Genomic DNA, 24,060 nt, shown 5'->3' on the forward strand with positions numbered 1-24,060 from the left:
GGCGAAGCCCGGCCGCAGGGCATGATGGCCCCAGGCCGCGGGCGCCCCGGGCGCCCCGCCGGCCCCGGGCCGGCGGGGCATCCGCCGCCCGCCTCAGTCGGCGCGGGCGCCGGACTCCTGGACGACCTGCCGCCACATCGGCCGTTCCCGCGCGACGCGGGCCGCGGCCTCCTCCGCGGTGCCGGACAGCGCCAGGGCGCCGCCCTGGAGCAGCCGCCGCTGCATCGCCTCGTCCCCGCCCACCTGCCGCATCGCCGCGTTGATCCGCTCCACGATGGGTGCCGGCGTGGCGGCCGGGGCGACGAAGGCGCCCCAGACGCTGATGACGAAGCCGGGCACCCCGGCCTCGCTGATGGTGGGCACCTGGGGCAGGGTGGGCCAGCGCCCGGCACTGGTGACCGCCAGCCCGCGCATCCGGCCCTCCTGGATCAGCGCGATCTGCGAGGCGAGGTTGTCCAGCACGATATCGACATCCCCCGCCAGCAGCGCCGGCACCGTCTGCGCCGCGCCGCGATAGGGGACATGCGTCGCCTTCATCCCGGTGCGGCTGAACAGCATGCTGCTGGAGAGATGCGTGGTCTGCCCGATCCCGGTCGAACCGTAGGTGATGCCCTCGGGCTTCCTCCTGGCCCAGTCGAGGAACTCGCCGAGCGTCTGTGCCGGATTGTGCTGCGGCGCGACGACGGCGACATTCGGCGTCTCCCAGGCGAGGCCGACCGGCATCACGTCCTTCTCCGTATCGAAGGGCATGCTGCCGAACAGATACTGGTTGATGGCGAGGATGCTCACCGTGGCGGCGCCGAGGGTGTGTCCGTCCGGCGCGGCCTTGGCCACGGCGTCGATGCCCAGATTGCCGCTCGCGCCCGGTCGGTTCTCCACCACCACCGGCTGCCCGAGCAAGGCGCCCATGCGCTCGGCGTAGAGGCGGCTGATGACATCGGTCGAACCGCCGGGCGGGAAGGGGACAATCAGGCGGATGGGCCGCTGCGGCCAGCCGACCTGGGCCAGGCCGGGGCGGACCAGGGCGGGGCAGGCGAGGGCCAGGGGCGCGGCGAGGCTGGCGCGCAGCAGCGCGCGGCGTTGGGTCATGATCCGTCTCTCCCGTGCCGCGCCGTCGTTGCGGCGCGGAGAGGCAGGATCGGTCAGAGCGGAGAGGGCGTCCAGCCCTCGCGCTCAGGGGCGGCCGAGGGCGCCGCCATCCGCACGGAAGAGGTGGCATTCGGCAGGCGGAAGTTCGAGCGCGCCCGTCTCGCCCTCGCACGGCGCCGTGCCGGATTCGAGCCGCGCCGTGATCAGGCCGCCATCCGGCAGGCGCAGATAGGCAAGCTGCTCGTCGCCCAGCTCCTCCACCACCTCGACCGGACCGGAGAGATCCGGCGCGCCGCCGGCCAGGCGCAGATGCTCCGGCCGGATGCCGAGGGTCAGCGCCTCTCCGGCCCGGGCACCCTCTCCGGCGACCGGCACGGCGAGGCGGCCGCCGCCCGGCAGGAGGACCTCCACCGCGCCGTTCCGCATCCCCTCGGCCCGGACGGGCAGGAAGTTCATCCGCCGGCTGCCGATGAAGCCGGCGACGAAGAGGTTGCGGGGATGGCGATAAAGCTCCGTGGGCGCGCCGGCCTGCTCGACGCGGCCCGCGTTCAGCACGACGATCTTGTCGGCCAGCGTCATCGCCTCGACCTGATCGTGGGTGACGTAGATCATCGTCGTTCGCAGCGACTGATGCAGCCTGGCGATCTCGATCCGCATCTGCACCCGCAGCGAGGCATCGAGATTGGAGAGCGGCTCGTCGAAGAGGAAGACGCGCGGCTCGCGCACGATGGCCCGGCCGATGGCGACGCGCTGGCGCTGCCCGCCGGAAAGCTGCTTCGGCAGGCGCTCCAGCAGCCCTTCCAGCTCCAGCCGCTTCGCCACCGCCTCGACCCGCGCGGCGATCTCCGCCTTGCGCGCGCGGCGCGTCTCCAGGCCGAAGGCGATATTCTCGCGCACGGTCATGTGCGGATAGAGCGCGTAGGACTGGAAGACCATGGCGATGCCGCGCGCGCGCGGCGGCGCCGCGGTCACGTCCTCGTCACCGATCAGGACGGCGCCGCCGCTCACCGTCTCCAGCCCGGCGACCAGCCGCAGCAGGGTCGACTTGCCGCAGCCCGAGGGGCCGACGAAGACGCAGAACTCCCCGTCGGCGATGTCGAGGTCGATGTCGCGGATGACCGTCTGGCCATCGAAGCTCTTGCGGACCCGGCGCAGGGACACTCCGGCCATGTGATGATTCCCGATCCTTGGTGTCAGCCCTTCACCGCGCCGGCGGTGAGGCCCGAGACGATCTTGCGCTGGAAGGCGAGCACCAGCGCGACGATCGGCAGGGTGACGATGACGGAGGCGGCCATCACCAGCCCCCAGGGCAGTTCCTGGCGGCTGCCGCCGCTGAGCAGGGCGATGGCGACGGGCACCGTGCGCGTCTCCGCCGAGAGGGTGAAGGTGAAGGCGAAGAGGAACTCGTTCCAGGAGACGATGAAGGCCAGCAGGGCCGTCGGCACCATGGCGGGCCAGAGCAGCGGCAGGAAGACCCGGCGCACCACGGTGAGCGGCGAGGCGCCGTCGGCATAGGCCGCTTCTTCCAGCTCCTTCGGCAGTTCGCGCATGAAGGTGGTGAGCACCCAGACGGTGAAGGGCAGGGTGAGGACGAGATTGGCCAGCATCAGACCCGGAAGCGTGTCGTACAGGCCGAGGGCGCGGATCAGCTCGAACATGCCGGACAGCACGGCGACCTGCGGGAACATCGAGACGCCGAGGATGGTGAGCATCAGCGCGCCGCGCCCGCGGAAGCGCACGCGGCCCAGCGCATAGGCCGCGGCCACGGCGAGCAGCATGGAGAAGCCGACAACGGCCACCGCCACCAGCACCGAGTTCAGCACCGTGCGGCCGAAATTCTGCTGGGTGAAGACCAGCGCGTAGTTGCGGGGGTCGAGCGCGGCCGGAAACAGGCCGGGGATGAAGAGCTCGCTGCCCGAGCGGAAGGAGGTGACCAGCGCGTGGTAGAAGGGGAACAGCGCGAAGAGGATGATGGCCAGCAGCAGCAGGGCGAAGGCCAGCCGGCCGGCGAGGCGGGCGGCGTTCATCGGCCCGCCTCCCCATCCAGCCGAAGCCGCCCGAGCACCACCACCGACAGCGTCAGGAGGGCGATGACTAGGAACAGGAGGGTGGAGGCGGCGGAGCCGTAGCCGACATCCTGGAAGTCGACCAGCTGCTGCCGCGCATAGACCGACATGGACATGGTGCCGGCGGAACCCGAGGTCAGCACATAGACCAGGTCGAAGACGCGCAGCGCGTCGAGGGCGCGAAAGATCAGCGCGACGACCAGCGCCGGCCGGATCAGCGGCAGCGTGACGCGGAAGAAGACGCGCACCGGATGGATGCCGTCGACGCGCGCCGCCTCGTAGCAGTCGCCGGGCAGCATCTGCAGCGCGGCCAGGATCAGCAGCGCCACGAAGGGCGTGGTTTTCCAGACATCGACGATGACCACGGCCCAGAGGGCGAGGTCGGGATCGGCCAGCCAGGCCACGGGCGCGTCGATCAGGCCGAGGGCCAGCAGGGCGTGGTTGATGACGCCGAACTGGTCGTTCAGCATCCAGGCCCACATCCGGGCGGAGACGATGGTCGGGATGGCCCAGGGGATCAGGATGGCGGCGCGCACCAGGCCGCGCAGGGGGAAGCGGGCGTTGAGCGCCAGCGCGACGATCATGCCCAGCACGGCCTCCAGCGAGACGGAGACGAGGGCGAACCAGATGGTCCGCCGCACGGCGCCCCACCAGGCCGGATCGGCGAGCAGGCCCAGCCATTCCCCCTCGTAGCGCTCCAGGTAGTTGGCGAAGCCGATGAAGCGGTAGCCGGACAGGTTGCCAAGCTCGGCATCGGTGAAGCTGAACCAGATGGTGCGGAGCAGCGGCCAGCCGGCCACCGCCGCCAGCACGATCAGGGTCGGCGCCAGGAACATCCAAGCGGCGCGGATGCGGATGCGCGCCAGGCCCAGGGCATCGTCGTGCCGCGTCATCACCAGCCCCGCCGGCTCAGGCGCCGCAGGTCATGCCGCATCGCCGCCACGGCGGCCGCGGCCGTCATCCGGCCCGAGAGCGCCTCATGCGCGCGTGTCCAGAAGGTGTGGGACACCCGGTTGTACTTGGTGCCGGTGACGCGGGAGGGCCGCGCGGCGGACTGGCTGAAGGTCGCGTGAAGCGTCCGGAAGAAGGGATTGGCCGCCAGGATCTCGGCATCCTCGTAGAGCGCGGGGAGGGTCGGGTTGTAGGCGGCGACGATGGCGCGGCGCTTCTGCTCCTCCGGCCCGGCCAGTGACATGACGAGGTCCGCGGCCTCGTCCGGATGCCGCGAATAGCGCGAGACGGCGAGATTCCAGCCGCCGAGGATGCCGACGGGCCCACCCCCCTCGCCATGCGGCAGGGCGGCGATGCCGGTCCGGCCGCGCACGGGGCTGTCCTCGCCCTGGGCCAGGGCCCAGGCATAGGGCCAGTTGCGCATGAACACGGCGTGGCCGGACTGGAACACGCCGCGCGCCTCCTCCTCGGTGTAGGTCAGCGCGCCTTCCGGCGTGATGTCGCCGATCCAGCTCGCGGCGAGCGCGAGTGCTTCGGCGGCGCGCGGATTGTCGATGGTGATGCGGCCTTCCGCGTCGACGATGGTGCCGCCGCCGGAGCTGGCGATCCATTCCAGCCCGTTCACCGTCAGCCCCTCATAGGCGCGGCCCTGGAAGACATAGCCCCAGAGCCCGGCCTCTCCCCCGGCGCGCTCGGCGCGCTGGATCAGTCGCGCCGTTTCGGTCATCTCCTGCCAGGTGGCGGGAACCGGGCGGCCGTGCTTCTCCAGCAGATCCTTGCGGTAGTAGAGGACGCCGGCGTCCGTGTAGAGCGGCATGGCGATCAGCCGGCCGTCCACGGTGTTGTTCTCGACAATGGCGGGGAAGTGGTTCTTCTCTGCCCCCCCGCTGTAGGGCTTCAGATCGATGAAGTGGTTGGCGAGGATGCCGGGCCAGACGACATCGATCTGATAGACGTCGATCTGCGAGGCGCCCCCCGCGAGCATCATCTGGTAGAGCGCCAGCCTCTCGCTCGCGGAATTCGGCACCGAGACGATCTTCAGCGTGTGGCCGGTGCGCTTCGCCCAGGCCTCGGCGCCGTCGCGGCACAATTCCAGTTCCTGGCCGAGCGCGCCGCAGGCGATGGTGATCTCCGCGGCGGCGGCGCGGTGCGCGGGGCCTGTCACGCCAAGGATACTCAGCAGCAGGCCCGAAAGGATGGCAGCGCGGATGCGCGGCATCGGGGCTCCTCCCTGGATCTTTGCCGGATGGTCGCGGCAGGACCGAAGGAAGGTGTTGCCCATCCGGAAGCGGGGCGGCGACGCCACGCCCGTGCCCAACGGCTAGCCGCGTCGCGGCGAGGATGCAACCCCGCCGCAACGCCGCCTGGCTCAGTCGATGCGGATCTGCGCCTTGCGCGCCACCGCACCCCAGCGCTGGGTCTCGCTGGCGACGAACTTTCCGAAGATCTCGGGATCGCTGCCGACCGGCGTGATGCCGAGTTCCTGGAAGCGTGCCGCGACCGTCGGCGTGGCCAGGGCCGCCTTGGCCTCCTGCTGCAGCCGCGCGACGATCTCGGGCGGCGTGCCGGCCGGCGCGAAGAGGCCGTGCCAGGACAGGCTTTCGAAGCCGGGCAGGGTTTCGGCGATGGCCGGGATGTCCGGCGCGGCCGGGCTGCGCTGGAGCGAGGTGACGCCGAGGATGCGCAATTTCTGGTCCCGTGCGAAGGGCCAGACGGAGGAGAAGTTGTCGAAGGCCATTGGCAGCTCGCCGCCGAGCAGCGCCGTCACGATCTGCCCGCTGCCGCGATAGGGCACGTGTTCGGCCTCGGTGCCGGTCATCTGCGCGAAGAGCGCGCCGGCGAGATGCACCGAGGTGCCGACACCGGAGGAGCCGTAGTTCAAGTCGCCGGGCTTCTTCTTCATCATCTCGATCAGCTCGGCCACCGTCTTCGCCGGCAGGTCCATGCGGACGGCGAGGGCGTTCGGCTGCGCGGCGAGCTGGGTGATCGGCGCGAAGTCCTTCAGGTTGTCATACGGCATCTTCGCATAGGTGGCGGGGTTGATGGCGTGGCTGCTGATCGTGCCGAGGCAGATGGTGTAGCCATCGGCGGGGGCGCGCGCGCAGGCCTCGCTGCCGATATTGCCGCCGGCGCCCGGCCGGCTCTCCACCACGAAGGGCTGGCCGAGCGCCAGGCCCATGGGCTGTGTCACCAGCCGCGCCACGGTGTCCGAGGTGCCGGCGGAGAAGGGCACGATGACGCGGATCGGCTGGGTGGGATAGGCGCGCTGCTGGGCCTGTGCCGGCCACGCGGCGGCGCCCAGGAGGGCGGCCAGCGCCAGGGTTCTGCGGGACAACAGGGCATTCATGGACTTGCTTCCTCCATCGGTCCTGCCGCCGGGCGGACTTGCCCGGGGCGAAAGCCGGGAGGCGCCGGTGCGCCGAAATGTCATCGGCCTCGCCGGCATCGCTTCCTCCCGCAACGGTTGCAATTCTCCGCTTTACAAACCTGGCGGACTTGGCGCCGGGCCGGATGGGCGGGTCGCAGGGCGGTGATGCATAGGCGAGTTGTCAGACATCATGCAAGACGATGCATGAAAGAATGTCGGCGGTTCGGTGACGTCATCAGGCCGCGATCAAAAAAAACTGAGACGAAGACGAATTTTCTTGCTCAACGGTCGACTTCAATTTACCTTGTGCAAACTGCATGGCATGCGCTTATAGTGCCGTTGGCGATCGAACCGTTCGCTGACCCATCGTCACGCAGGATGCAGGGCCTTCATGCTCCGCTTTACCCCTACGACGCGCCGGCTCTCCGACAAGATCCTCCTCGCCTTCCAGCAGGCCTGTGCCCAGGGCGAGATCGCGGTCGCGCGTCAATTGCTGGAAGTGCTGGAGCACAGCCTTCACCGCAACCCTTCCGACATCAACCGCCGCCAGGGGCTGGAGGCGCTGGTCGAAGCGCATCACCAGCTCTGGTTGATCCAGCATGGCGGAGGCAAGGCCGTCGCCGACATGGCGGCTGGCTGACAGCCCTCTCCGGGCATCGGGGGTAGGGGCAGGGAGGAGAAGCCCTCCCTTTTGCCCCCGATAATCGCTCCGATCTAGAACTGCGGCATCGGCGGCAGCGGGTCCATCGCCGCGCCGAACCAGCGCTCATAGATCCGGCCCAGCTCGCCGCTGTCCACCAGCCGCTTGATGAAGTCGTTGCTGAAGTCGCGGAGCGCCTCGTCCTGCTTGCGGAAGGCCATGCCATTGGCCTGCGCGCGAAGCGTGAACTTCGGCTCGATCTCCAGCTTCGGATAGTTCTGCCGAAGCTGCGCCAGCACGGTGCTGCTGGCGCCGATCGCCTGTGTCTGGCCCGAGATCAGGGATTGCGTGGTCGTCGCATCGTCATCGAAGCGCATGATGCGGATCTCCTTGGGCGCGATCGCCATCACCGCGAGATCCTGCGTGCTGGCCCGCGCCACGCCGACGCGCACGCCCTTCAGGTCGTCGGGGCCGGAGATGGCGGCCGACTTCGGCGCCAGGATGTAGGTGGTGAAGGCGCTGTAGGGGTGCGAGAAGAGCACCTGCTTGGCGCGTTCCTCGGTGATGCCGAAGGTGGCGATCAGCATGTCCACCTTGTTGGTCAGCAGGAAGGGGATGCGGTTCGGGCCCGTCACCGGCACCAGCTGCAGCTCGACGCCGAGTTCCTTGGCGAAGAGCCGCGCGACATCCACGTCGTAGCCCGCCGGCTTCTGCTCGGCATCCGTGCCGCCGAAGGGCGGGTAGTCCGTGAGCACGCCGACGGAGATGCGGCCCCGCTGGCGGATCTCCGCCGGCGTCGCGGCCTGCGACGGCCGCGTGAGGGCGGGCAGCAGCGCCACGCTCCCGCCCGCCGCCAGCAGGCTGGCCAGGCGGCGGCGGCCGATCCGAAGCGTCACGTCCATGGCTCGTCTCCTTGTCCCTGTTGTACCGCTCACCGTGTCGCCACGGCGAGCTTCCTCTCCATGCGCCGGCTGTAGGCCGAGAGCGGCCAGCACAGCAGGAAGTAGATCAGCGCCACGAGCCCGAAGATGATGAAGGGCTCGAAGGTGGCATTGTTGATCACCTGCGCCGCGCGGGTCAGCTCGACGAAGCCGATGATCGAGGCGAGCGAGGTCGCCTTGATGAGCTGCACCAGGAAGCCCACGGTCGGCGGGATGGCGATGCGGAAGGCCTGCGGCAGCACGATGTGCCGCATCTGGTTCCAGTAGCGCAGGCCGAGCGCGGCCGAGGCCTCCCATTGCCCGCGCGGCACCACCTCGATGCAGCCGCGCCAGATCTCGCCCAGGAAGGCGCTGGCATGCAGTGAGAGGCCCAGCACCGCCGCCCCCCAGGGATCGACGTCGAAGCCGAAGATGCCGGGCACGAAGAAGGCCAGGAAGAGCTGCATCAGCAGTGGCGTGCCCTGGAACAGCTTGATGTAGCCGATGGCGAGCCAGCGCAGCGCGGCGAGGTGGCTGGTGCGCATCAGCGCGATGGCGAGGCCGCCGAGGCAGCCGCCGAGGAAGGCGGCGACGGAGAGCAGCAGCGTCCAGCGCACCGCCAGGAGGATGAACCAGAATTCGTTGAGGCCGAACTCGCGCATGCCCGCCGCCTCAGCGCGTCGCCGGGCGGCGCAGGAAGGCGCGCTCGATCACGGCGAAGATCCCCCAGAAGATCAGCGACATGGCGAAGTACATGCCGGTGACGACGAAATAGACCTCGAAGCTGCGGAAGTTGCGCGCCTGGATGTCGTTCGCCGCCGCGGTCAGCTCGCTGGCCGCGATCGCCGAGCAGACGCTGGAATTCAGCATCAGCAGGATGAACTGGCTGGTGAGCGCCGGGTAGATCGCCTGCAGCGCCGGCTTGAGGATGATGTGGCGGAAGATCTGCATGGAATGCAGCCCGAGCGCCCGTCCGGCCTCGATCTGCCCCTTGCCGATGCTCTCGATGCCGGCGCGGATGATCTCGATGCCGTAGGCCGCGACGTTGATCACCATCGCCAGCAGCGCGGCCTGGTCGGCCTCCAGTCGCAGGCCGATGGCCGGCAGGCCGAAGAAGACCAGGAAGATCTGGATCAGGAAGGGGGTGTTGCGGATCAGCTCGATATAGGCGTCGAGCAGCCAGCGCAGCCAGGTGGGGCCGCTGGTCTTGCCGAGCGCGCCGAGGATGGCCAGCACCAGGCCGATGGCCATCGAGGCGGCGGAGAGCCAGAGGGTGCGCAGCGCGCCGGCCAGCAGCTCGTCCCAGGCGGCGAAGACCTGACCGAACTCGAAGACATAGGTCATCCGGCCGCCTCTGGCCGTGGGGCCGCCGCCCCTGGACTCTGGCCTGGCATCGGCCGTCCCTCCTGATCCGTTCCCGTGCCGGCCTTCGGGGAGCCGGTCCGCCGCCGAGGCTGGACCGGAACGCGGCGGCTGGCAAGGCGGCCGCATCGGCTGTTGGCGGAAGGGGGGGCGAGGCGCTAATCCGCTCGGCATGACCCTGCGCATTCGCCTGCTGGCCGATGACCTCGCCGGAACCCTGGAGACCGCCGCGCGGTTCACGGGCGCGGCCGGCCCGGTGAGCTGCGGCTGGAGCACCGCGGCCCTGCCCGAGGCCGCCGGACTTGACGCCCGCACGCGGGACCGCGCGCCGCATCTGGCCGCCGCCCGCTTCCGGGCATGGGCGCCGACCCTGGCGGAGGGCGAGCTGGCCTTCCACGTCCTGGACGCGCGGCTGCGCGGCAGTCCGGCGGCGGAGATCGCGGCGCTGTTCGGCAGCGGCCCGTTCCGGCGCGCCATCCTGGTGCCGGATGCCGGGCCCGGCCTTCAGGCCGTGGCGGGGCTGCGCGACGCCCTGGCCGGTGCCGGGCTGTCCGCCGCCCTGGCCATGCCGGGCGATCCGGTGCCGGAGGGCGCCAGCCTCTGGCTGGTCAGGGACGCCGCGGAGCTGCAGCAGGTGGTGGCCGCCGGGCGCGCGATCGAGGGACCGGTGCTGTGGTCCGGCGGCCTCGCGCTGGCTGCCGCCCTGGCCGACCTTCCGCCTTGCCCGGTCCGTCCCGTCCTGCCGCTGCTCGGCCTGCTCGGCGCCCTGCATCCGATGAGCACGGCGCAGTTCGCCGAGGCCTCGCCCATGTCCATGACGCTGGCCGACAACGAGAAGCCGGAACGCGTGCAGCGGCGCCTGGAGCGGCACGGCGCCGCCTTCCTGCGCCTGAACCTGGCGGCCACGACCTCGCCCGGCGAGGCGGCGCGGCGCGCCGAGCTGGCCTTCGGCGCGCTGCTGCGCCGCCTGCCGCCGCCCGCCACGCTGCTGGTCAGCGGCGGCGATACGCTGCGCGGACTGGCCGGCGTGCTGGGGGCGGAGTCGCTCCGGGTCGAGGGGCTGATCCCGCAGGGCCTGCCCTTCCTGCGGCTGCGCGGCGGCCTGCTGGACGGGACCGGCGTGATCTTCCAGCGCTCCGGCGTGGGGCAGCCCGGCCTGCTGCGGGAACTGGCGACCGCGGCGGAGCCGCCCAGCTAGACGACGGCGGAGCCGCCCGGCTGAACAACCGCGGAGCCGTCCGGCTGAACAGCGGCGGAGCCATCCGGCCGGGCGATCAGAACGGCGACACGCCGAGGAAGGACATCAGCCCCCAGGTCGCCGCGCCCAGCATCAGCACGCCCAGCAGGTAGTCGGCGACCTGCCGCCGCAGACCGCCGCCCGGCGGCCTGGCGGGTGGCCTGGCCGCTGCCGGCTTGCGCCGGCCCGCCTTGGCGGGCTGTGCGGCCTTCTCGGTCCCGGCGGCGCGGCGTGGCGCCTTCGCCGGCGACTTGGCGGAAGCGGCGCGGCGGCGCGGCGTGGTGGAACGGGCCTGGGCCTTGCCACTCATCGGGGACGGTCGCTCCGCGTTGTCAGTCTCGGCATGGCAAGCTCATCGATCCGGTTCGCGGCGGCCCGGCGGCCTGCCGCCATCAGGGGTGGCCGGGGTTCTACGCGCAGGATTCCAACCTGTTAAGGGTCCGCGGGCCGGGCCTTCCGGGCGGCCGCCCGGAGTGCCATGGCGAAGGCCTCGGCCGCCGGGGAGAGTGAGCGGCCGGCGGCAGCAGGACCCGCCGCGCCATCCCCGGCTCCGGGGTCAGGCGGGCCAGCGCCTTGGTGGCGCGGACCGGCTTGCATGGGGACAGTCTGAGGAAGGATCGGATCATTTCCATTGTACGATGACCGGCCGCTTGGCATGTCTGAAGTCCCGCCGAGACTTCCGGCGTGGCAAAACGGGAGGATCGCGATGCGACGGATCATCGGCACGCGCCGGCTGCTGCTTGGCGCGACCGCGGTGGCCCTGCTGCCCGGACGGGCCGACGCCCAGGCGGAATGGCCGGCCCGGACCATCCGCATGGTCGTGCCCTTCGGCGCCGGCACCAGCACCGACATCATGACCCGCCTGGTCTCGCCGCAGATGTCGCGCGGCCTCGGCCAGCCGGTGGTGGTGGAGAACCGGGCCGGGGCCGGCGGGGTGGTCGGCAGCGACGCGGTCGCGAAGTCCGCGCCGGATGGCTACACCCTCTGCATGGGCAGCATCGCCTCGCATTCGGTGAACATGTCGCTGATGCCCTCGATCCCCTACGACGTCCTGCGGGACTTCACGCCGATCTCGCTGGTGACGACGGCCCCGAACCTGCTGGTCGTGAATCCCTCGGTCCCGGCCAGGACCCTGCCGGAGTTCCTCGCCTGGGCGCGGACGCAGCGCGGCGTCAGCTACGCCTCGGCCGGGAACGGCACCTCCTCGCACCTGGCCGGAGAGCTGCTGAAGCTGCGCAGCGGCGCGCCGCTCGAGCACGTGCCCTACCGCTCCGGCGCGCAGGCGGTGACCGATGTCATCGCCGGCAACGTGCCGATGACCATCTATCAGGTGACGGCGGTGCTGCCCTTCGTGCGGGACGGCACGCTGCGCGCCCTGGCCGCCACCTCGGCGAAGCGGCTGGAATGGACGCCGGATGTGCCGACCGCGATGGAGCAGGGGGTCGAGGATTTCGACGTCAGCGCCTGGCACGGTCTCTTCGCGCCTGCCGGCCTGCCCGGCCCGGTGCGCGACCGCATCTTCGCCGCGCTGCAGGCTGCGCTGGCCTCGCCCGAGGTCCGTCCGCGCCTGGTGGAGCAGGGGCTGGAGCCGGTCGGCCTGCCGCCCGACGACTTCGTGCCCTTCCTGCGCGCCGACATCGCCAAATGGGCCGAGGTGGTGCGCATCTCCGGCGCGCGGGCGGATTGAGCGCCATGGAGATGCTGAGGATCGGCTGCGGCTCAGGCTTCTCGGGCGACCGGCTGGACGCGCCGGTGCCGGTGGTGGCGGCGCTGGTGGCGGCCGGCGGACCCGCGGCGCTGATGCTGGAGGTCCTGGGCGAGCGCACCCTGGCCCTGGCCCAGCGCGACCGGCGGCACAATCCGGAGGGCGGCTACGAGCCGGCCCTGGAGGCGCTGTTGCGGCCTGTCCTGCGCGACTGCGTGGCGCATGGCATTCCCATCGTCACCAATGGCGGCGCGGCCAATCCGGCCGGCGCCGCGCGCGCGGTGCTGCGCCTCGGCCGCGAGCTGGGCCTGGGGGCGTTGCGGGTCGGTGTCGTCGAAGGCGACGACCTGCGCGGCACCGATGCGCTGGATGACCTGGAGCCCTGGGAAGGCGACGAGGGGGCGGTGCTGGACCCGTCGGCGGTCATCGCCGCCAATGTCTATCTGGGCGCGGCCCCGATCGCCGAGGCGTTGCGCGGCGGCGCGCAGGTGGTGATCACCGGCCGCGCCGCCGATCCGGCGCTGGCGCTCGGTCCGATGCTGGCGCATTTCGGCTGGGCCGAGGACGACTGGCCGCGCCTCGCCGCCGGGACCGCCTGCGGCCACCTGCTGGAATGCGGCAGCCAGGTCACCGGCGGATACTTCGCCGATCCCGGTCTGAAGGAGGTGCCGGAGCCGCACCGGATCGGCTTCCCTATCGCCGAGATGCGGGAGGATGGCGGCTTCGTCATCACCAAGCCGCCGGGCAGTGGCGGGCTGGTCGATCTGCGCACCGTGAAGGAGCAGCTGCTCTACGAACTGCACGACCCCGCCGCCTATCTCACCCCCGATGTCACGCTGGACGTGACGGCGGTGGAGCTGGCCGAGGAGGGCCGCGACCGGGTCCGGGTCAGCGGCGCGCGGGGCGGGCCGCGGCCGGAGCGGCTCAAGGCCACGGTCAGCCTGCCGGGCGGCTGGCTGGGCGAGGGCGAGATCTCCTATGCGGGGCCCCATGCCCGCGTCCGCGCCGCCCTGGCCGGCCGGACCCTGCGCGACCGGCTGGCGCTGCTCGGCATCGAGGGGCGCGTGCGCGTCGACCTGATCGGTGTGGTCAGCGTTCTGGACGGGGATGCCGGCGTGCTGCGTGAGGCTGCGGCCCTGGCGCCCAAGGATGTGCCGGAGGATGTCCGGCTGCGCCTCGCTGTCGCCACCGACACGCGCGAGGCCGCGGAGCGTGCGGCGCGCGAGGTGCTCTCCCTCCTGTGCTGCGGGCCGGCGGGCGGCGGCGGTGCCAGGACCCGCGTGGTGGACCGCATCCGCACCCTGTCCTTCATGGTGCCGCGCGAGCGGGTCCGGCCACGGGTGTCGTTTCTCGGGCTGGAGGATGTGGCATGAGCCGGCGGGTGGAGGTGCCGCTGCACCGCGTCGCGCATGCGCGGGCGGGGGACAAGGGCAATCGTCTCAACGTGGCGGTCTTCGCCTATGATCCGGCGCTGTGGCCGGTGCTGGCGCCGCAGCTGGACGAGGCCAGGATCCTGGCGCTCTTCGCGCATCGGGGCGCGACCCGCGTGCGGCGCTACGACCTGCCGCGCCTTGGCGGATGCAATTTCGTGATCAACGACGTGCTGCAGGGCGGCGTCAACGGGGCCCTGAACCTGGACGGGCACGGCAAGACGCTCCCCTTCCGGCTCCTGGGCCTGACGGTCGAGGTGCCGGAGGCGGCCCTGGGCGGAGGGGAAGTCTCCCGGCCCGGCCCCTCATGAGCAGGGGCGAGGTGGTGTAAGCCGGAACAGGGTGGAGTTTGGCTGGGGAACCTGGATTCGAACCAAGACTGCCCGAGTCAGAGTCGGGAGTTCTACCGTTAAACTATTCCCCAACGGGTCCGTCGGAGCGGGTCCGGCGGCGTGGCGGGGCACTTAGCATTGCCGTCCGGACGGATCAAGTCGTGTGGGCGCGTGTTTCGCGGCGGGGAGCAAAATCGCTTGCCCCCGGGGCCGGCTCGCCGGATCATGGGGCAGCTGGCCCGGGCGCTGCCGCCATGGCGGCGCCAGGGAAGCCCCGAACACCATGCCAGATCTCATAGCCAATCCTGCCGTCGCCTCGACCCGCCCCTCCTGTGGTACCGCCGGGGGTGTCTTCGCCGCCCTGGATCTCGGCACCAACAATTGCCGGCTGCTGGTGGCGACGCCGACCCCCGCGGGCTCCTTCCGGGTGCTCGACAGCTACAGCCGGGTCGTCCGGCTGGGTGAGGGGCTGGCGCAGCAGGGTCGCCTCTCCGAGGGCGCGATGGAGCGGGCCCTGGCCGCCTTGCAGGCCTGCGCGCAGAAGCTGCTGCGCCGGCCGCTGCGGCGGTTGCTCGCCGTCACCACCGAGGCCTGCCGCCAGGCCGCGAATGGCGCCGCCTTCGTGGCCCGCGCCCGCGAGACCACCGGCCTGCCCATCCGCGTCATCTCGGCGCGGGAGGAGGCCGAGCTGGCGATGGAATCCTGCGCGCCCTTGCTGCGCGCGCAGGATCGGCGGGCGCTGCTTTTCGACATCGGCGGTGGCAGCACCGAGATCGCCTGGATCCGTGGCGCTCCGAACGGCCTGCCCGAGCTGATCGGCTATGTCTCGCTGCCGATCGGCGTCGTCACCCTGGCCGAGCGCGCCGGCCTCTGCTGCTACACGCCGGAGGGCTTCGACCGGGTGGTGGAGGAGGTGGCGGCCGAGCTCGCCCGCTTCGACCGGGTGCATTGCATCGGCCAGGAAATGCGCGCCGGCGGCGTGCGGCTGATGGGCACCAGCGGCACCGTCACCACCCTGGCCGGCGTCGCGCTGTCCCTGCCGCGCTATTCCCGGCCCCTGATCGACGGGCGCGTGCTCGATATCCAGGAGGCCGATCAGGCGTTGCGGGACCTCTTCATGCTCGGGCGGGACGGCCTACGCGAGCATCCCTGCGTCGGGCCGGAACGGGCGGATTACGTCCTGCCCGGCTGCGCCATCTATGCCGCCATCCGCAGGGTCTGGCCCTCCTCCTGCGTCACCGTGGCCGATCGCGGCCTGCGGGAAGGCATGCTGCTGCGCATGATGCGGCAGGAGCGTCTCCCCTCGCGCCGCGTGGCGGCACAGGCCCATCCTTTCAGGCCGGCGGCATACCCGGCCTCCTGATCCCCGTCGTTCCAAGGACTGGACATACCGTGAAGTCGCCGACCGAGGGCGCCCGTGGCCTGACCACCCGCCTGCGCACAGCCAAGGGCCGCAGCACCGCCAGCCAGCGCTGGCTGGAGCGGCAGTTGAACGACCCCTATGTCCGCGCCGCCAAGGCGGCCGGATGGCGGTCCCGGGCCGCGTTCAAGATCCTGGAGCTGGATGAGAAGTACCGGCTGTTCCATCCGGGGCAGCGTGTGGTGGACCTCGGCGCCGCGCCGGGCGGCTGGACGCAGGTCGCGGTGCAGAGGGTGGGGGAGGGCGGCAAGGTGGTGGGCCTCGACCTGCTGCCGATGGACGAGATCGCCGGCGCCATCCTGCTGCAGGGCGACTTCCAGGAGGCGGAGGTGGAGCAGCGCGTGCTGGAGGCGCTGGACGGGCCGGCCGATCTGGTGCTGTCCGACATGGCGCCCAACACCACCGGCCACAATGCCACCGATCACCTGCGCATCCTCGGCCTGATCGAGCTGGCGCTGGACTTCGCCGGGAAGGTGCTGACGCCCGGCGGCGCCTTCGTCGCCAAGGTCTTCCAGGGCGGCACCGAGCGGGAGTTGCTGAACCGCATGAAGCGGGACTTCGCCACGGTGCGGCACGCCAAGCCGCCAGCCAGCCGGAAGGACAGCGCCGAGATGTATGTGGTGGCCCAGGGCTTCCGCGGCGCCGGTGGCGGCTAGGGAGAAGGCCGGCCTCCGGCGCGGCCATGCCCCGGCGCAGGGCAGGGCCGCGCCGGCGACGGGCGCGCCGCGCTTGCAGCGGGGCGCGATTCTGGTCTAGGGGGACGCGCCAAGGCTGCGGAACGCGCCTCAGAGTTCTGCGAAAGGCTCCGCCATGGCATCCGAAACGACCACGACCAACGGCCCCGCTCAAGGCGGCGCCGCGCCGCGCCGCACCCTGATCGCGGAGGCCTATGCCTTCGACGACGTCCTGCTGGTGCCGGCCTATTCCACCGTCCTGCCCAGCCACGCCGATGTCCGCACCCGGCTGACCCGGGACATCTCGCTGAACATGCCGGTGATCTCCGCCGCCATGGACACGGTCACGGAAGGGCCGATGGCCATCGCCATGGCGCAGGCCGGCGGCATCGGCGTGATCCACAAGAACCTCTCCCCCGAGGAGCAGGCGGCCGCCGTGCGCCAGGTGAAGAAGTTCGAGAGCGGCATGGTGGTGAACCCGGTCACCATTCATCCGGACCAGACCCTGGCCGATGCCCAGGGGCTGATGGCCACCCACCATATCAGCGGCATCCCCGTGGTGGAGCGGGAGAGCAAGCGCCTCGTCGGTATCCTGACCTATCGCGACGTGCGCTTCGCCACCGACCCCGGCACCCGCGTCTACGAGCTGATGACGCGGGAGAACCTGGTGACGGTGACGAGCGACGTCTCGCCCGCCCGCGCGCGGGAACTGCTGCACAAGCACCGCATCGAGAAGCTGCTGGTGGTCGATGACCAGTACCGCTGCACCGGGCTGATCACCGTCAAGGACATGGACAAGGCCCAGGCCAACCCCAACGCCGCCAAGGACGCCATGGGCCGGCTGCGCGCCGCGGCGGCCACCGGCACCGGCGAGGACGGCCTCCGCCGCGCCGAGCTGCTGGTCGAGGCGGAGGTGGATGTCGTCGTCGTCGACACCGCGCATGGCCATTCCGCCGGGGTGCTGAAGGCGGTCGAGACGATCAAGCGCCTGTCCAACAGCGTTCAGGTCATCGCCGGCAACGTGGCGACGCCCGAGGCGGCGCGGGCGCTGGTGGAGGCCGGGGCCGACGCGGTCAAGATCGGTATCGGCCCGGGCTCCATCTGCACCACCCGCATCGTCGCCGGCGTCGGCGTGCCGCAGCTCACCGCGGTGATGGAAGCCTCCGCCGCCGCGCACGAGAAGGGCGTGCCCGCCATCGCCGATGGCGGCGTGCGCTCCTCGGGCGATCTCGCCAAGGCCATCGCGGCCGGCGCCGATTGCGTCATGATGGGCAGCCTCTTCGCCGGCACGGACGAGGCGCCGGGCGAGGTGTTCCTCTACCAGGGCCGCTCCTACAAGGCCTATCGCGGCATGGGCAGCCTCGGCGCCATGGCGCGCGGCTCGGCCGACCGCTATTTCCAGGCCGAAGTGCAGGATCAGCTCAAGCTCGTGCCCGAGGGCATCGAGGGGCGCGTCGGCTACAAGGGCCCGGTCGGCAATGTCATCCATCAGCTGGTGGGCGGCCTGAAGTCCGCCATGGGCTATACCGGCAACGCCACCATCGCCGAGATGCAGCAGAACTGCACCTTCCGCCGCATCACCGGCGCCGGCCTGCGGGAATCCCACGTGCATGACGTGGCGATCACGCGCGAGGCGCCGAACTATCGCCAGGATGGCTGATCCCCGCGCATGACACCCGCAGCGCGGATCGCCGCCACGGTGGCCTTGCTGGGAGAGGTGGCGGCCGCGCCACGCCGCCCGGCGGACGCCACCGCCAATGCCTTCTTCCGGGAACGCCGCTACATCGGCAGCGGCGACCGCCGGTCCGTGGCCGAGCGCGCCTGGGGTGTGCTGCGCCAGCGCCTGCGGCTGGACTGGCATCTCGCCGCCGGCGGCATGCCGGCCACGCCCCGCCTGCTGGTCATGGCCTATCTGCTGCTGGTGGAGCGCTGGGACCGCCAGGGCGTGCTGCAGGCCTTCCCCGGCGGCCGCTTCCACGCCGGGCCGCCCGATCCGGGCGAGATGAGTGTCATCGAAGCCCTGGACGGCCACCCCCTCATCGACCCGGAGATGCCGGAGGGCCCGCGCCACAACCTGCCCGATTGGGCCCTGCCGGGCTACCGCGCGCGCTTCGGCGACGAGCTGCCGGCGGCGGCGGCGGCGATGGACGAAGCCGCGCCGCTCGACCTGCGCGCCAACCTGCTGCGCGGCACGCGGGAGGAGGCGAGGGCGGCACTCGCCGCCGAGGGCATACCGGCCGAGCCGATGCCCTGGTCGCCCTGGGGCCTGCGCGTGCCGGACCGCCGCCCGATTCTAGCCAGCAAGGCCTTCACCGAGGGCCTGATCGAGATCCAGGACGAGGGCAGCCAGCTCATCGCCCTGCTGACCGGCGCGAGGCCCGGCATGCGCGTCGCCGACTACTGCGCCGGCGCCGCGGGCAAGACGCTGGCGGTGGCGGCGATGATGGGCAATCGTGGCCGCATCACCGCCTGCGACGTCTCGGCCACCCGGCTGGAGGGCGCCGCGCGCCGCCTGCGCCGCGCCGGGGTCGACAATGCCGAACGGCACCTCCTGGCGCCGGGCGATCGCTGGGCCCGGCGCCGCGCCGGCCAGTTCGACCGTGTGCTGGTGGATGCTCCCTGCACCGGTGCCGGCACCTGGCGCCGCAACCCCGACGCGCGCACGCGGACCACGTCGCGCGATCTCGGGGAACTGATCACGAAGCAGCGCGCGATCCTCGATACGGCCGCCGAACTGGTTCGCCCCGGCGGCAGGCTGGTCTACGCTACCTGCTCGGTTCTCCCGGAGGAGGATGGGATGCAGGTGCAGGAGTTCCTCTCCCGCCATGCGGGTTTCGTGGCGGTGCCGCTCGCCGAGGCGTGGCGCGAGACCATGCCGGAGGCGGGGCCGCCACCCTGCGAGGGGCCCTGGATGGAACTGGCCCCTCACAGCCACGGCACGGACGGCTTCTTCGCCGCCGTCCTGCAGCGCCAGGCCTGACGAGGCATCGCCGATAGGAGAGGAGGCAAGCGGGATGATCAACATCCGCCGTGCCCGCCCGGCCGATGCCGCCGCCATCGCCGCCGTGCACGTCGCCACCTGGCGCACCTCCTATCCGGGGCTCCTGCCGGACACCTACCTCGCCACGCTCTCCGTGCAGCGCATCCTGCCCTTCTATCAGCGGGCGCTGGTCGAGCGGCGCGATGGGGAGGCGATGTTCGTGGCGGTCGCGACGCCGGCCGAGACGGGAAGCGCGCCGGCCGTCGTCGGCTTCGCGCTCGGCGGCCGCTGCCGGCACCCCGGGCTGGCACAGGGCGAGATCGAGTTGCTCTACGTCCTCGATGACTGGCGCGACCTCGGGCTGGGGCGGCGCCTGATGCGCGCGACGGCCGCCCATCTTTCCGCCATCGGCTGCGGCTCGGCCATGCTGTGGGTTCTCAGCGAGAATCCCTCGCGCTGGTTCTACCGCCATCTGGGCGGCCGCAACGTCGGCGCGGACGAGATCCACTTCGCCGGCCGATCGGTGCGCCGGACGGCCATGCTCTGGGACCCGATCGAGCTTCTCCTCGCCGCCACGGCCCGTGCCGACCGAGCTTAGGCCTGGGGGCGGCGCCGGTCCGGCCGAGTGGGCCTGTGGCATATCCGCATCACTCCTTTGAAGCTTTTGCGCCACACCCTCCGTCATGGTTGACGCTGGGCCTCGCTGCCGGTTCTCTTGCAAGAAGAAGGGGTTGCGAGGAGTCTCACCGCCATGGGCCGCGCCTGACCATGAACACGATCACGCGCGCGCAACTGGCCGAGGCCATCTATGCGCAGGTCGGTTTGTCGCGAAACGAAAGCGCCGCCCTGCTCGAGGACGTGCTGGAGCGCATCTCCGCCGCCCTGGAGGGGGGGAAGGCCGTGAAGATCTCGGCCTTCGGGACCTTCTCGGTGCGGCAGAAGGGCATGCGCGTGGGCCGCAACCCGAAGACCGGGGTCGAGGTGCCGATCATGCCGCGCCGCGTGTTGTCCTTCCGGCCAAGCCAGGTGTTGAGGGCCCGCCTGAACGGCGAGACCGTGTCCGCGATTGACGAGTCCTGATCCCGCTTCGCCCCGCCGGCCCTTGGCCGCGCCGAAGCGCTGAGGAATGCCAGCGATGAACGATGGGGTGACGCCGATGCGCGAGGATGCCGACACGCCGGGCCGCCTGCGTAAGGCGCCCACGGCTTTCCGCACCATCAGCGAGGTGGCCGAGGATCTGCAGATCCCGCAGCATGTCCTGCGGTTCTGGGAGACCAAGTTCCCGCAGCTCAAGCCACTGAAGCGCGGCGGGGGCCGCCGTTACTATCGTCCCGAGGATATCGCGCTGCTGCGCCGGATCGGCGATCTGCTCTACACGCAGGGCTACACGATCAAGGGCGTGCAGCGCCTCCTGCGGGATGCCGGGAGCGATCTGCCCGAGGCCGACCTGCCCGAGGGCGAGGGGCCGGGGGACTCCGCCGCGCCGGGCCTGCGATCGATCCTGGCCGAGCTGGAAGGCCTGGCGGAGGAGTTGCGGACCCTGGCCACGCCGCCTCGCTGAGGGCAGCAGGGCCCGACGCCATTTTTCCCCGGCGGCGAGGCTTGAGGCAGCGGGGCGCCGATGCTATGCCCGGCCGCAACGGAACGTAGCGCAGCCTGGTAGCGCACTTGTCTGGGGGACAAGGGGTCGTGGGTTCAAATCCCGCCGTTCCGACCATTCCCCGCCATCCCGACCACATCAGGATCCGGCCTGCCGCCGCCGTCAGGCGACCAGATCGCGGGCCGCTGTCCTCGCGATGCTGGCGGCCCGGGCCGCATCGGCCACCGCCGTATCGATCGCGCGGATATTGCCGGCCACCATCGCCACCGCTTCCGAGGCCTGGCGAATGTTGTCCGACACATCGCGGGTGACCGCGTTCTGCTCCTCCACCGCCGAGGCGGTGACGGCGACGGATTCCCGGACCAGGCCGACCGAGTCGCGGATGGTGCCGATGGTCGCCGCCACGTCCTGCGCCGTTCCCTGGATGGAATCGATTTCCCGGCTGATCTGCTCGGTGGCGCGTGCGGCCTGATTGGCCAGGTTCTTGACCTCGCTCGCGACCACCGCGAAGCCCTTGCCGGCTTCTCCGGCCCTGGCCGCCTCGATCGTCGCGTTCAGTGCCAGCAGGTTGATCTGCCCCGCGATGTCGCGGATCAACCCGACGATCCCGTTCATGGCCTGCGAGGCGCTGGCCATCGCCTCCGTGCTGCGGCTGACCGCGACGGTCTGGTCATGCGCGTTCTCCGCCGCCTGGCGGGACTGGCTCATGCTGCGCGCGATCCCGGCGATCGAGGCGGCGAGCTGCTCCGCGCTGGCCGCCACCATCTGGACATTGCCGAAGGTCTGGCCGGCGGCCTGCCCCGCCGAGCCGGCCTCGCCGTTGCCGCGGCGGATCGCCTCCTCCACCTCCTGGAAGTTCTGCTCGATCAGCGTCTTCAGCCGGCCCAGCAACTGGCGCTGGGCGCTGATGTCGCTGGCGAACTTGACGACCTTCGTGGGCTTTCCGGCCTCGTCCAGGATCGGGTTGTAGGCGCCGTTGATCCAGATGTCCCGGTCGCCCGCGCCGATGCGGCGGAACTGGCCGGCCTGGGGGCGGCCCGCGCGCAGCGCATCCCAGAGGGCGGCGTAGGCGGGGCCGGCGCTCTCCGAGGGATCGACCAGCAGGCGGTGCGGCTTGCCCCGGATCTCCTCCAGCCGGTAGCCGACCAGCGCGAGGTAGTTCTCGTTGGCGTCCACCACCGTGCCGTCCAGGGACAGCTCCACCACGCATTGCGAGCGCCGGATGGCCTCGAGCTGGCCGCGGTAGTCGAGGTTCTGCAGGCGGATGGACGCATCGGCCCATTCGACGACATAGCCGGCATTGGCCTCGCCACCCGGAAGCGGCGAGACGATGAGGTCGAAGCGCCAGGAGGCCACGCTGATCGTCGCGCGGTGGCGCTGCCGCAACTGGCCCAGCAGCTGGCGCTGATGCGCCGGATTCCTGTGGAAGACGTCGATACTGCTGCCGACCAGCCGGTCCAGGGCGAAGGCCGGAAGCGCCTCGCGGAGTTCGGCCTCGGCCCGGGACAGGAGGGCCTTCAGCGCCGGGTTGATATGGAGGATCCTGAGATCCCGATCGGCAACCATGACATTCTGCTCAAGGGCGTCGAGGGCCATGAGCCGCAGATGGTCGCCCTTGTGCTGGCGGGACCGGAACATCGTAGCGGATCCTTCGTGGGGGCTAACTCCCGATGCCCCGGTATGGACCCGCACGGGTTAAGGAAGGACTTCGCGGCCCCCGGTCACAGGCCGGAAAACAGATCCGTCGACAGGTAGCGCTCGGCGAAGGACGCGGCGATACCCACGATCAGCCGTCCCTCCATCTCGGGCGCCTCGGCGAGTTCCAGCATGGCGTGCAGCACCGCGCCGGAGGAAATGCCGATGGGCAGTCCCTCGGTGCGAGCGCAGAGCCGCGCCGCGGCGAAGCTCTCGCGCTCGGTGACGCGGCGCACCGTGTCGATCTGCGCCAGGTCGAGCACGGCCGGGCGGAAGCCGGCGCCGATGCCCTGGATCTCGTGCGGGCCGGGATCGTCGCCCGAGAGGACGGCGGATTCGGCCGGCTCGACGCCGATGACGCGCAGCGCCGGCCGTCGCGGCTTCAGCTGGCGGCTGATGCCGGTCAGGGTGCCGCCGGTGCCGACCCCGCCCACCACCGCGTCCACCTCGCCCGCGGTGTCGGCCCAGATCTCTTCCGCCGTGGTCGCGGCATGGATGGCGGGGTTGGCCGGATTGTCGAACTGCCGCGGCATCCAGGCCTGCGGCGTGCCCGCGACGATGGCCTCGGCGCGGGCGATGGCGCCGGTCATGCCCTGGCCGGCCGGGGTCAGCTCCACCTCGGCCCCCAGCAGGCGCAGCATCTTGCGCCGCTCCACGCTCGCCCCGTCCGGCATGGTGACGATCAGCCGATAGCCGCGCGCGGCGGCGACGAAGCCGAGGGCGATGCCGGTATTGCCGGAGGTCGGCTCGACCAGCACGGATTCGCCCGGCCGGATCAACCCGTCCCTCTCGGCCTGCTCAACCATGGCGAGGCCAATCCGGTCCTTCACCGAGCCCAGCGGATTGAAGAATTCCAGCTTCATCGCCAGCCGCGCGCGCAGCCCCCGCGCCGCCTCGAGGCGGGGCAGGCGGACCAGCGGCGTCTGGCCGATGGTGTCGAGGATGCTGTCATAGATGCGGCCCGGCTTCGGCGAGGTTGCGGCGCCGGTGCCAGGGAGGGTGTTTCCTTCGGGCATAAGCGGATTATATCACGGATCGGAAGCGTGGTTCAGGGGTGATTCGATGCTGCTGCGGCGAGATCGGGCGATGACGGCTGTCTCCATCGTATTGGACGTTGCATTTCACGCGGGCCGGGGCAGCACGGTGCCCGCCGGCGACATCGCCGACCGGTTGAGCGAGGCGCGGCGCGGCATCGAGCCGGTGCTGCAGGCCCTGTCCCGCGCCGGCATCCTGGGCAGCACGCGCGGGCCGAAGGGCGGCTACCGGCTGGGCCGCGCCGCCCGCGACATCACCCTCGCCGATGTCGTGGCCGCCGTGCTGGCGCCGGACGGAACGCCGGAGCCGGAGGCGGCGCCGACCTCGCCGCTGCAGGCCCGGGTCATGCTGCCGCTCTGGACCGAGCTGGAGGGCGCGGTGATGGAGGAGCTGTCGCGGCTCAGCGTGGCGGAGCTGCTGCGACGGGCCGCCGCGGCCGGCCTGCGCCGCCCGACCCCCGAGGCGCTCAATTTCGCCATCTAGGTCCGCCCGGGAGAAGGCCTTCCGGCTCCCCAAGCTTTTCTTGCGCTGCCGCCAAGGCCTCGTCATGCTCCGC

The 24,060-nt window shown here is 71.4% G+C and carries 25 protein-coding genes and 2 tRNA genes; 14 read left to right on the forward strand and 13 right to left on the reverse strand.

The genetic code is table 11. The features are described from left to right. Positions 1-93 precede the first annotated feature (93 nt). The 6 genes from ACVMLK_RS08120 to ACVMLK_RS08145 form a co-directional block, all read right to left on the reverse strand. Entirely contained in the window at positions 94-1,089 is a 996-nt protein-coding gene (locus ACVMLK_RS08120; protein ID WP_457486122.1) for a Bug family tripartite tricarboxylate transporter substrate binding protein, read from the reverse strand. 84 nt (positions 1,090-1,173) lie between these two features. Continuing rightward, positions 1,174-2,259, reverse strand: coding sequence for an ABC transporter ATP-binding protein (locus ACVMLK_RS08125; RefSeq protein ID WP_457486123.1), 1,086 nt, complete (start codon positions 2,257-2,259; stop codon positions 1,174-1,176). A gap of 23 nt (positions 2,260-2,282) precedes the next feature. After that, positions 2,283-3,116: a carbohydrate ABC transporter permease gene (locus tag ACVMLK_RS08130; RefSeq protein WP_457486124.1), complete on the reverse strand. Its 834-nt coding sequence runs from the start codon at positions 3,114-3,116 to the stop codon at positions 2,283-2,285. Next, the gene (locus tag ACVMLK_RS08135; protein WP_198367900.1) at positions 3,113-4,048 is read right to left on the reverse strand and encodes a carbohydrate ABC transporter permease; all 936 of its coding nucleotides are present in this window, start codon (positions 4,046-4,048) and stop codon (positions 3,113-3,115) included. Before ACVMLK_RS08135 ends, ACVMLK_RS08130 begins: the two co-directional genes overlap by 4 nt. After that, the gene (locus ACVMLK_RS08140; RefSeq protein ID WP_457486125.1) at positions 4,048-5,325 is read right to left on the reverse strand and encodes an ABC transporter substrate-binding protein; all 1,278 of its coding nucleotides are present in this window, start codon (positions 5,323-5,325) and stop codon (positions 4,048-4,050) included. Before ACVMLK_RS08140 ends, ACVMLK_RS08135 begins: the two co-directional genes overlap by 1 nt. Positions 5,326-5,475: 150 nt before the next feature. Continuing rightward, positions 5,476-6,453: a Bug family tripartite tricarboxylate transporter substrate binding protein gene (locus tag ACVMLK_RS08145; RefSeq protein WP_457486126.1), complete on the reverse strand. Its 978-nt coding sequence runs from the start codon at positions 6,451-6,453 to the stop codon at positions 5,476-5,478. A 412-nt stretch (positions 6,454-6,865) separates the two neighbouring features. Between ACVMLK_RS08145 and ACVMLK_RS08150 the strand changes: the two genes are divergently transcribed. After that, positions 6,866-7,114, forward strand: a complete 249-nt coding sequence (locus ACVMLK_RS08150) for a hypothetical protein (RefSeq protein WP_198367897.1) — start codon at positions 6,866-6,868, stop codon at positions 7,112-7,114. 74 nt (positions 7,115-7,188) lie between these two features. On the opposite strand, the gene ACVMLK_RS08155 is transcribed toward ACVMLK_RS08150, so the two are convergent. From ACVMLK_RS08155 to ACVMLK_RS08165, 3 genes are read right to left on the reverse strand one after another with little or no spacing between them, the layout of a single operon-like run. Then, on the reverse strand, positions 7,189-8,016 hold the full coding sequence (locus ACVMLK_RS08155; RefSeq protein ID WP_422923649.1) for a transporter substrate-binding domain-containing protein: 828 nt from the start codon (positions 8,014-8,016) through the stop codon (positions 7,189-7,191). A 29-nt stretch (positions 8,017-8,045) separates the two neighbouring features. Next, entirely contained in the window at positions 8,046-8,696 is a 651-nt protein-coding gene (locus tag ACVMLK_RS08160) for an amino acid ABC transporter permease (RefSeq protein ID WP_457486127.1), read from the reverse strand. 10 nt (positions 8,697-8,706) lie between these two features. Continuing rightward, the gene (locus ACVMLK_RS08165; RefSeq protein ID WP_457486128.1) at positions 8,707-9,378 is read right to left on the reverse strand and encodes an amino acid ABC transporter permease; all 672 of its coding nucleotides are present in this window, start codon (positions 9,376-9,378) and stop codon (positions 8,707-8,709) included. Between the two features lie 190 nt (positions 9,379-9,568). On the opposite strand from ACVMLK_RS08165, the gene ACVMLK_RS08170 reads away from it, so the two are divergent. Next, positions 9,569-10,594 (forward strand): hypothetical protein, encoded by a 1,026-nt coding sequence (locus ACVMLK_RS08170; protein WP_457486129.1) that lies wholly within the window; start codon positions 9,569-9,571, stop codon positions 10,592-10,594. Between the two features lie 76 nt (positions 10,595-10,670). Here ACVMLK_RS08170 and ACVMLK_RS08175 read toward each other — a convergent pair whose 3' ends face one another. Beyond that, positions 10,671-10,943, reverse strand: coding sequence for a hypothetical protein (locus ACVMLK_RS08175; RefSeq protein ID WP_422923655.1), 273 nt, complete (start codon positions 10,941-10,943; stop codon positions 10,671-10,673). A gap of 396 nt (positions 10,944-11,339) precedes the next feature. Between ACVMLK_RS08175 and ACVMLK_RS08180 the strand changes: the two genes are divergently transcribed. The 3 genes from ACVMLK_RS08180 to ACVMLK_RS08190 are packed head-to-tail and all read left to right on the forward strand — an operon-like array spanning position 11,340 to position 14,079. Continuing rightward, the gene (locus ACVMLK_RS08180) at positions 11,340-12,320 is read left to right on the forward strand and encodes a Bug family tripartite tricarboxylate transporter substrate binding protein (protein WP_457486130.1); all 981 of its coding nucleotides are present in this window, start codon (positions 11,340-11,342) and stop codon (positions 12,318-12,320) included. A gap of 5 nt (positions 12,321-12,325) precedes the next feature. Further along, on the forward strand, positions 12,326-13,711 hold the full coding sequence (locus ACVMLK_RS08185; RefSeq protein WP_457486131.1) for an acyclic terpene utilization AtuA family protein: 1,386 nt from the start codon (positions 12,326-12,328) through the stop codon (positions 13,709-13,711). Further along, positions 13,708-14,079 (forward strand): AtuA-related protein, encoded by a 372-nt coding sequence (locus ACVMLK_RS08190; protein ID WP_457486132.1) that lies wholly within the window; start codon positions 13,708-13,710, stop codon positions 14,077-14,079. Before ACVMLK_RS08185 ends, ACVMLK_RS08190 begins: the two co-directional genes overlap by 4 nt. 39 nt (positions 14,080-14,118) lie before the next feature. Here ACVMLK_RS08190 and ACVMLK_RS08195 read toward each other — a convergent pair. Continuing rightward, positions 14,119-14,192: transfer RNA gene (locus ACVMLK_RS08195), tRNA-Gln, on the reverse strand. 191 nt (positions 14,193-14,383) lie between these two features. Here ACVMLK_RS08195 and ACVMLK_RS08200 point away from each other — a divergent pair. The 8 genes from ACVMLK_RS08200 to ACVMLK_RS08235 all read left to right on the forward strand — a co-directional run bounded on the left by ACVMLK_RS08200 (position 14,384) and on the right by ACVMLK_RS08235 (position 20,891). After that, the gene (locus tag ACVMLK_RS08200) at positions 14,384-15,463 is read left to right on the forward strand and encodes a Ppx/GppA phosphatase family protein (protein ID WP_198367888.1); all 1,080 of its coding nucleotides are present in this window, start codon (positions 14,384-14,386) and stop codon (positions 15,461-15,463) included. A gap of 29 nt (positions 15,464-15,492) precedes the next feature. Further along, positions 15,493-16,176 (forward strand): RlmE family RNA methyltransferase, encoded by a 684-nt coding sequence (locus ACVMLK_RS08205; RefSeq protein WP_422923665.1) that lies wholly within the window; start codon positions 15,493-15,495, stop codon positions 16,174-16,176. 154 nt (positions 16,177-16,330) lie between these two features. Further along, a complete protein-coding gene (gene guaB / locus ACVMLK_RS08210; protein WP_457486133.1) occupies positions 16,331-17,854 on the forward strand; it encodes an IMP dehydrogenase in 1,524 nt (507 codons plus the stop codon). A gap of 9 nt (positions 17,855-17,863) precedes the next feature. Continuing rightward, positions 17,864-19,174, forward strand: a complete 1,311-nt coding sequence (locus tag ACVMLK_RS08215) for an RsmB/NOP family class I SAM-dependent RNA methyltransferase (RefSeq protein WP_457486134.1) — start codon at positions 17,864-17,866, stop codon at positions 19,172-19,174. A gap of 34 nt (positions 19,175-19,208) precedes the next feature. Beyond that, the gene (locus ACVMLK_RS08220; RefSeq protein ID WP_198367884.1) at positions 19,209-19,772 is read left to right on the forward strand and encodes a GNAT family N-acetyltransferase; all 564 of its coding nucleotides are present in this window, start codon (positions 19,209-19,211) and stop codon (positions 19,770-19,772) included. A 170-nt stretch (positions 19,773-19,942) separates the two neighbouring features. Beyond that, positions 19,943-20,254 (forward strand): integration host factor subunit alpha, encoded by a 312-nt coding sequence (locus ACVMLK_RS08225; RefSeq protein WP_198367883.1) that lies wholly within the window; start codon positions 19,943-19,945, stop codon positions 20,252-20,254. A 55-nt stretch (positions 20,255-20,309) separates the two neighbouring features. After that, complete coding sequence (locus ACVMLK_RS08230) at positions 20,310-20,735, forward strand: MerR family transcriptional regulator (RefSeq protein ID WP_198367882.1); 426 nt, start codon at positions 20,310-20,312, stop codon at positions 20,733-20,735. A gap of 79 nt (positions 20,736-20,814) precedes the next feature. Further along, positions 20,815-20,891: transfer RNA gene (locus tag ACVMLK_RS08235), tRNA-Pro, on the forward strand. 45 nt (positions 20,892-20,936) lie between these two features. Here the strand turns inward: ACVMLK_RS08235 and ACVMLK_RS08240 are convergent. Together ACVMLK_RS08240 and cysK are read right to left on the reverse strand one after the other, a co-directional pair. Further along, the gene (locus ACVMLK_RS08240) at positions 20,937-22,412 is read right to left on the reverse strand and encodes a methyl-accepting chemotaxis protein (RefSeq protein ID WP_198367881.1); all 1,476 of its coding nucleotides are present in this window, start codon (positions 22,410-22,412) and stop codon (positions 20,937-20,939) included. Positions 22,413-22,495: 83 nt separating this feature from the next. Continuing rightward, positions 22,496-23,485, reverse strand: a complete 990-nt coding sequence (gene cysK, locus ACVMLK_RS08245) for a cysteine synthase A (RefSeq protein ID WP_198367880.1) — start codon at positions 23,483-23,485, stop codon at positions 22,496-22,498. Positions 23,486-23,531: 46 nt separating this feature from the next. Between cysK and ACVMLK_RS08250 the strand changes: the two genes are divergently transcribed. Next, a complete protein-coding gene (locus tag ACVMLK_RS08250; protein WP_422923672.1) occupies positions 23,532-23,987 on the forward strand; it encodes an RrF2 family transcriptional regulator in 456 nt (151 codons plus the stop codon). Positions 23,988-24,060: the final 73 nt, after the last annotated feature.

This window comes from Teichococcus aerofrigidensis, from assembly GCF_054073225.1.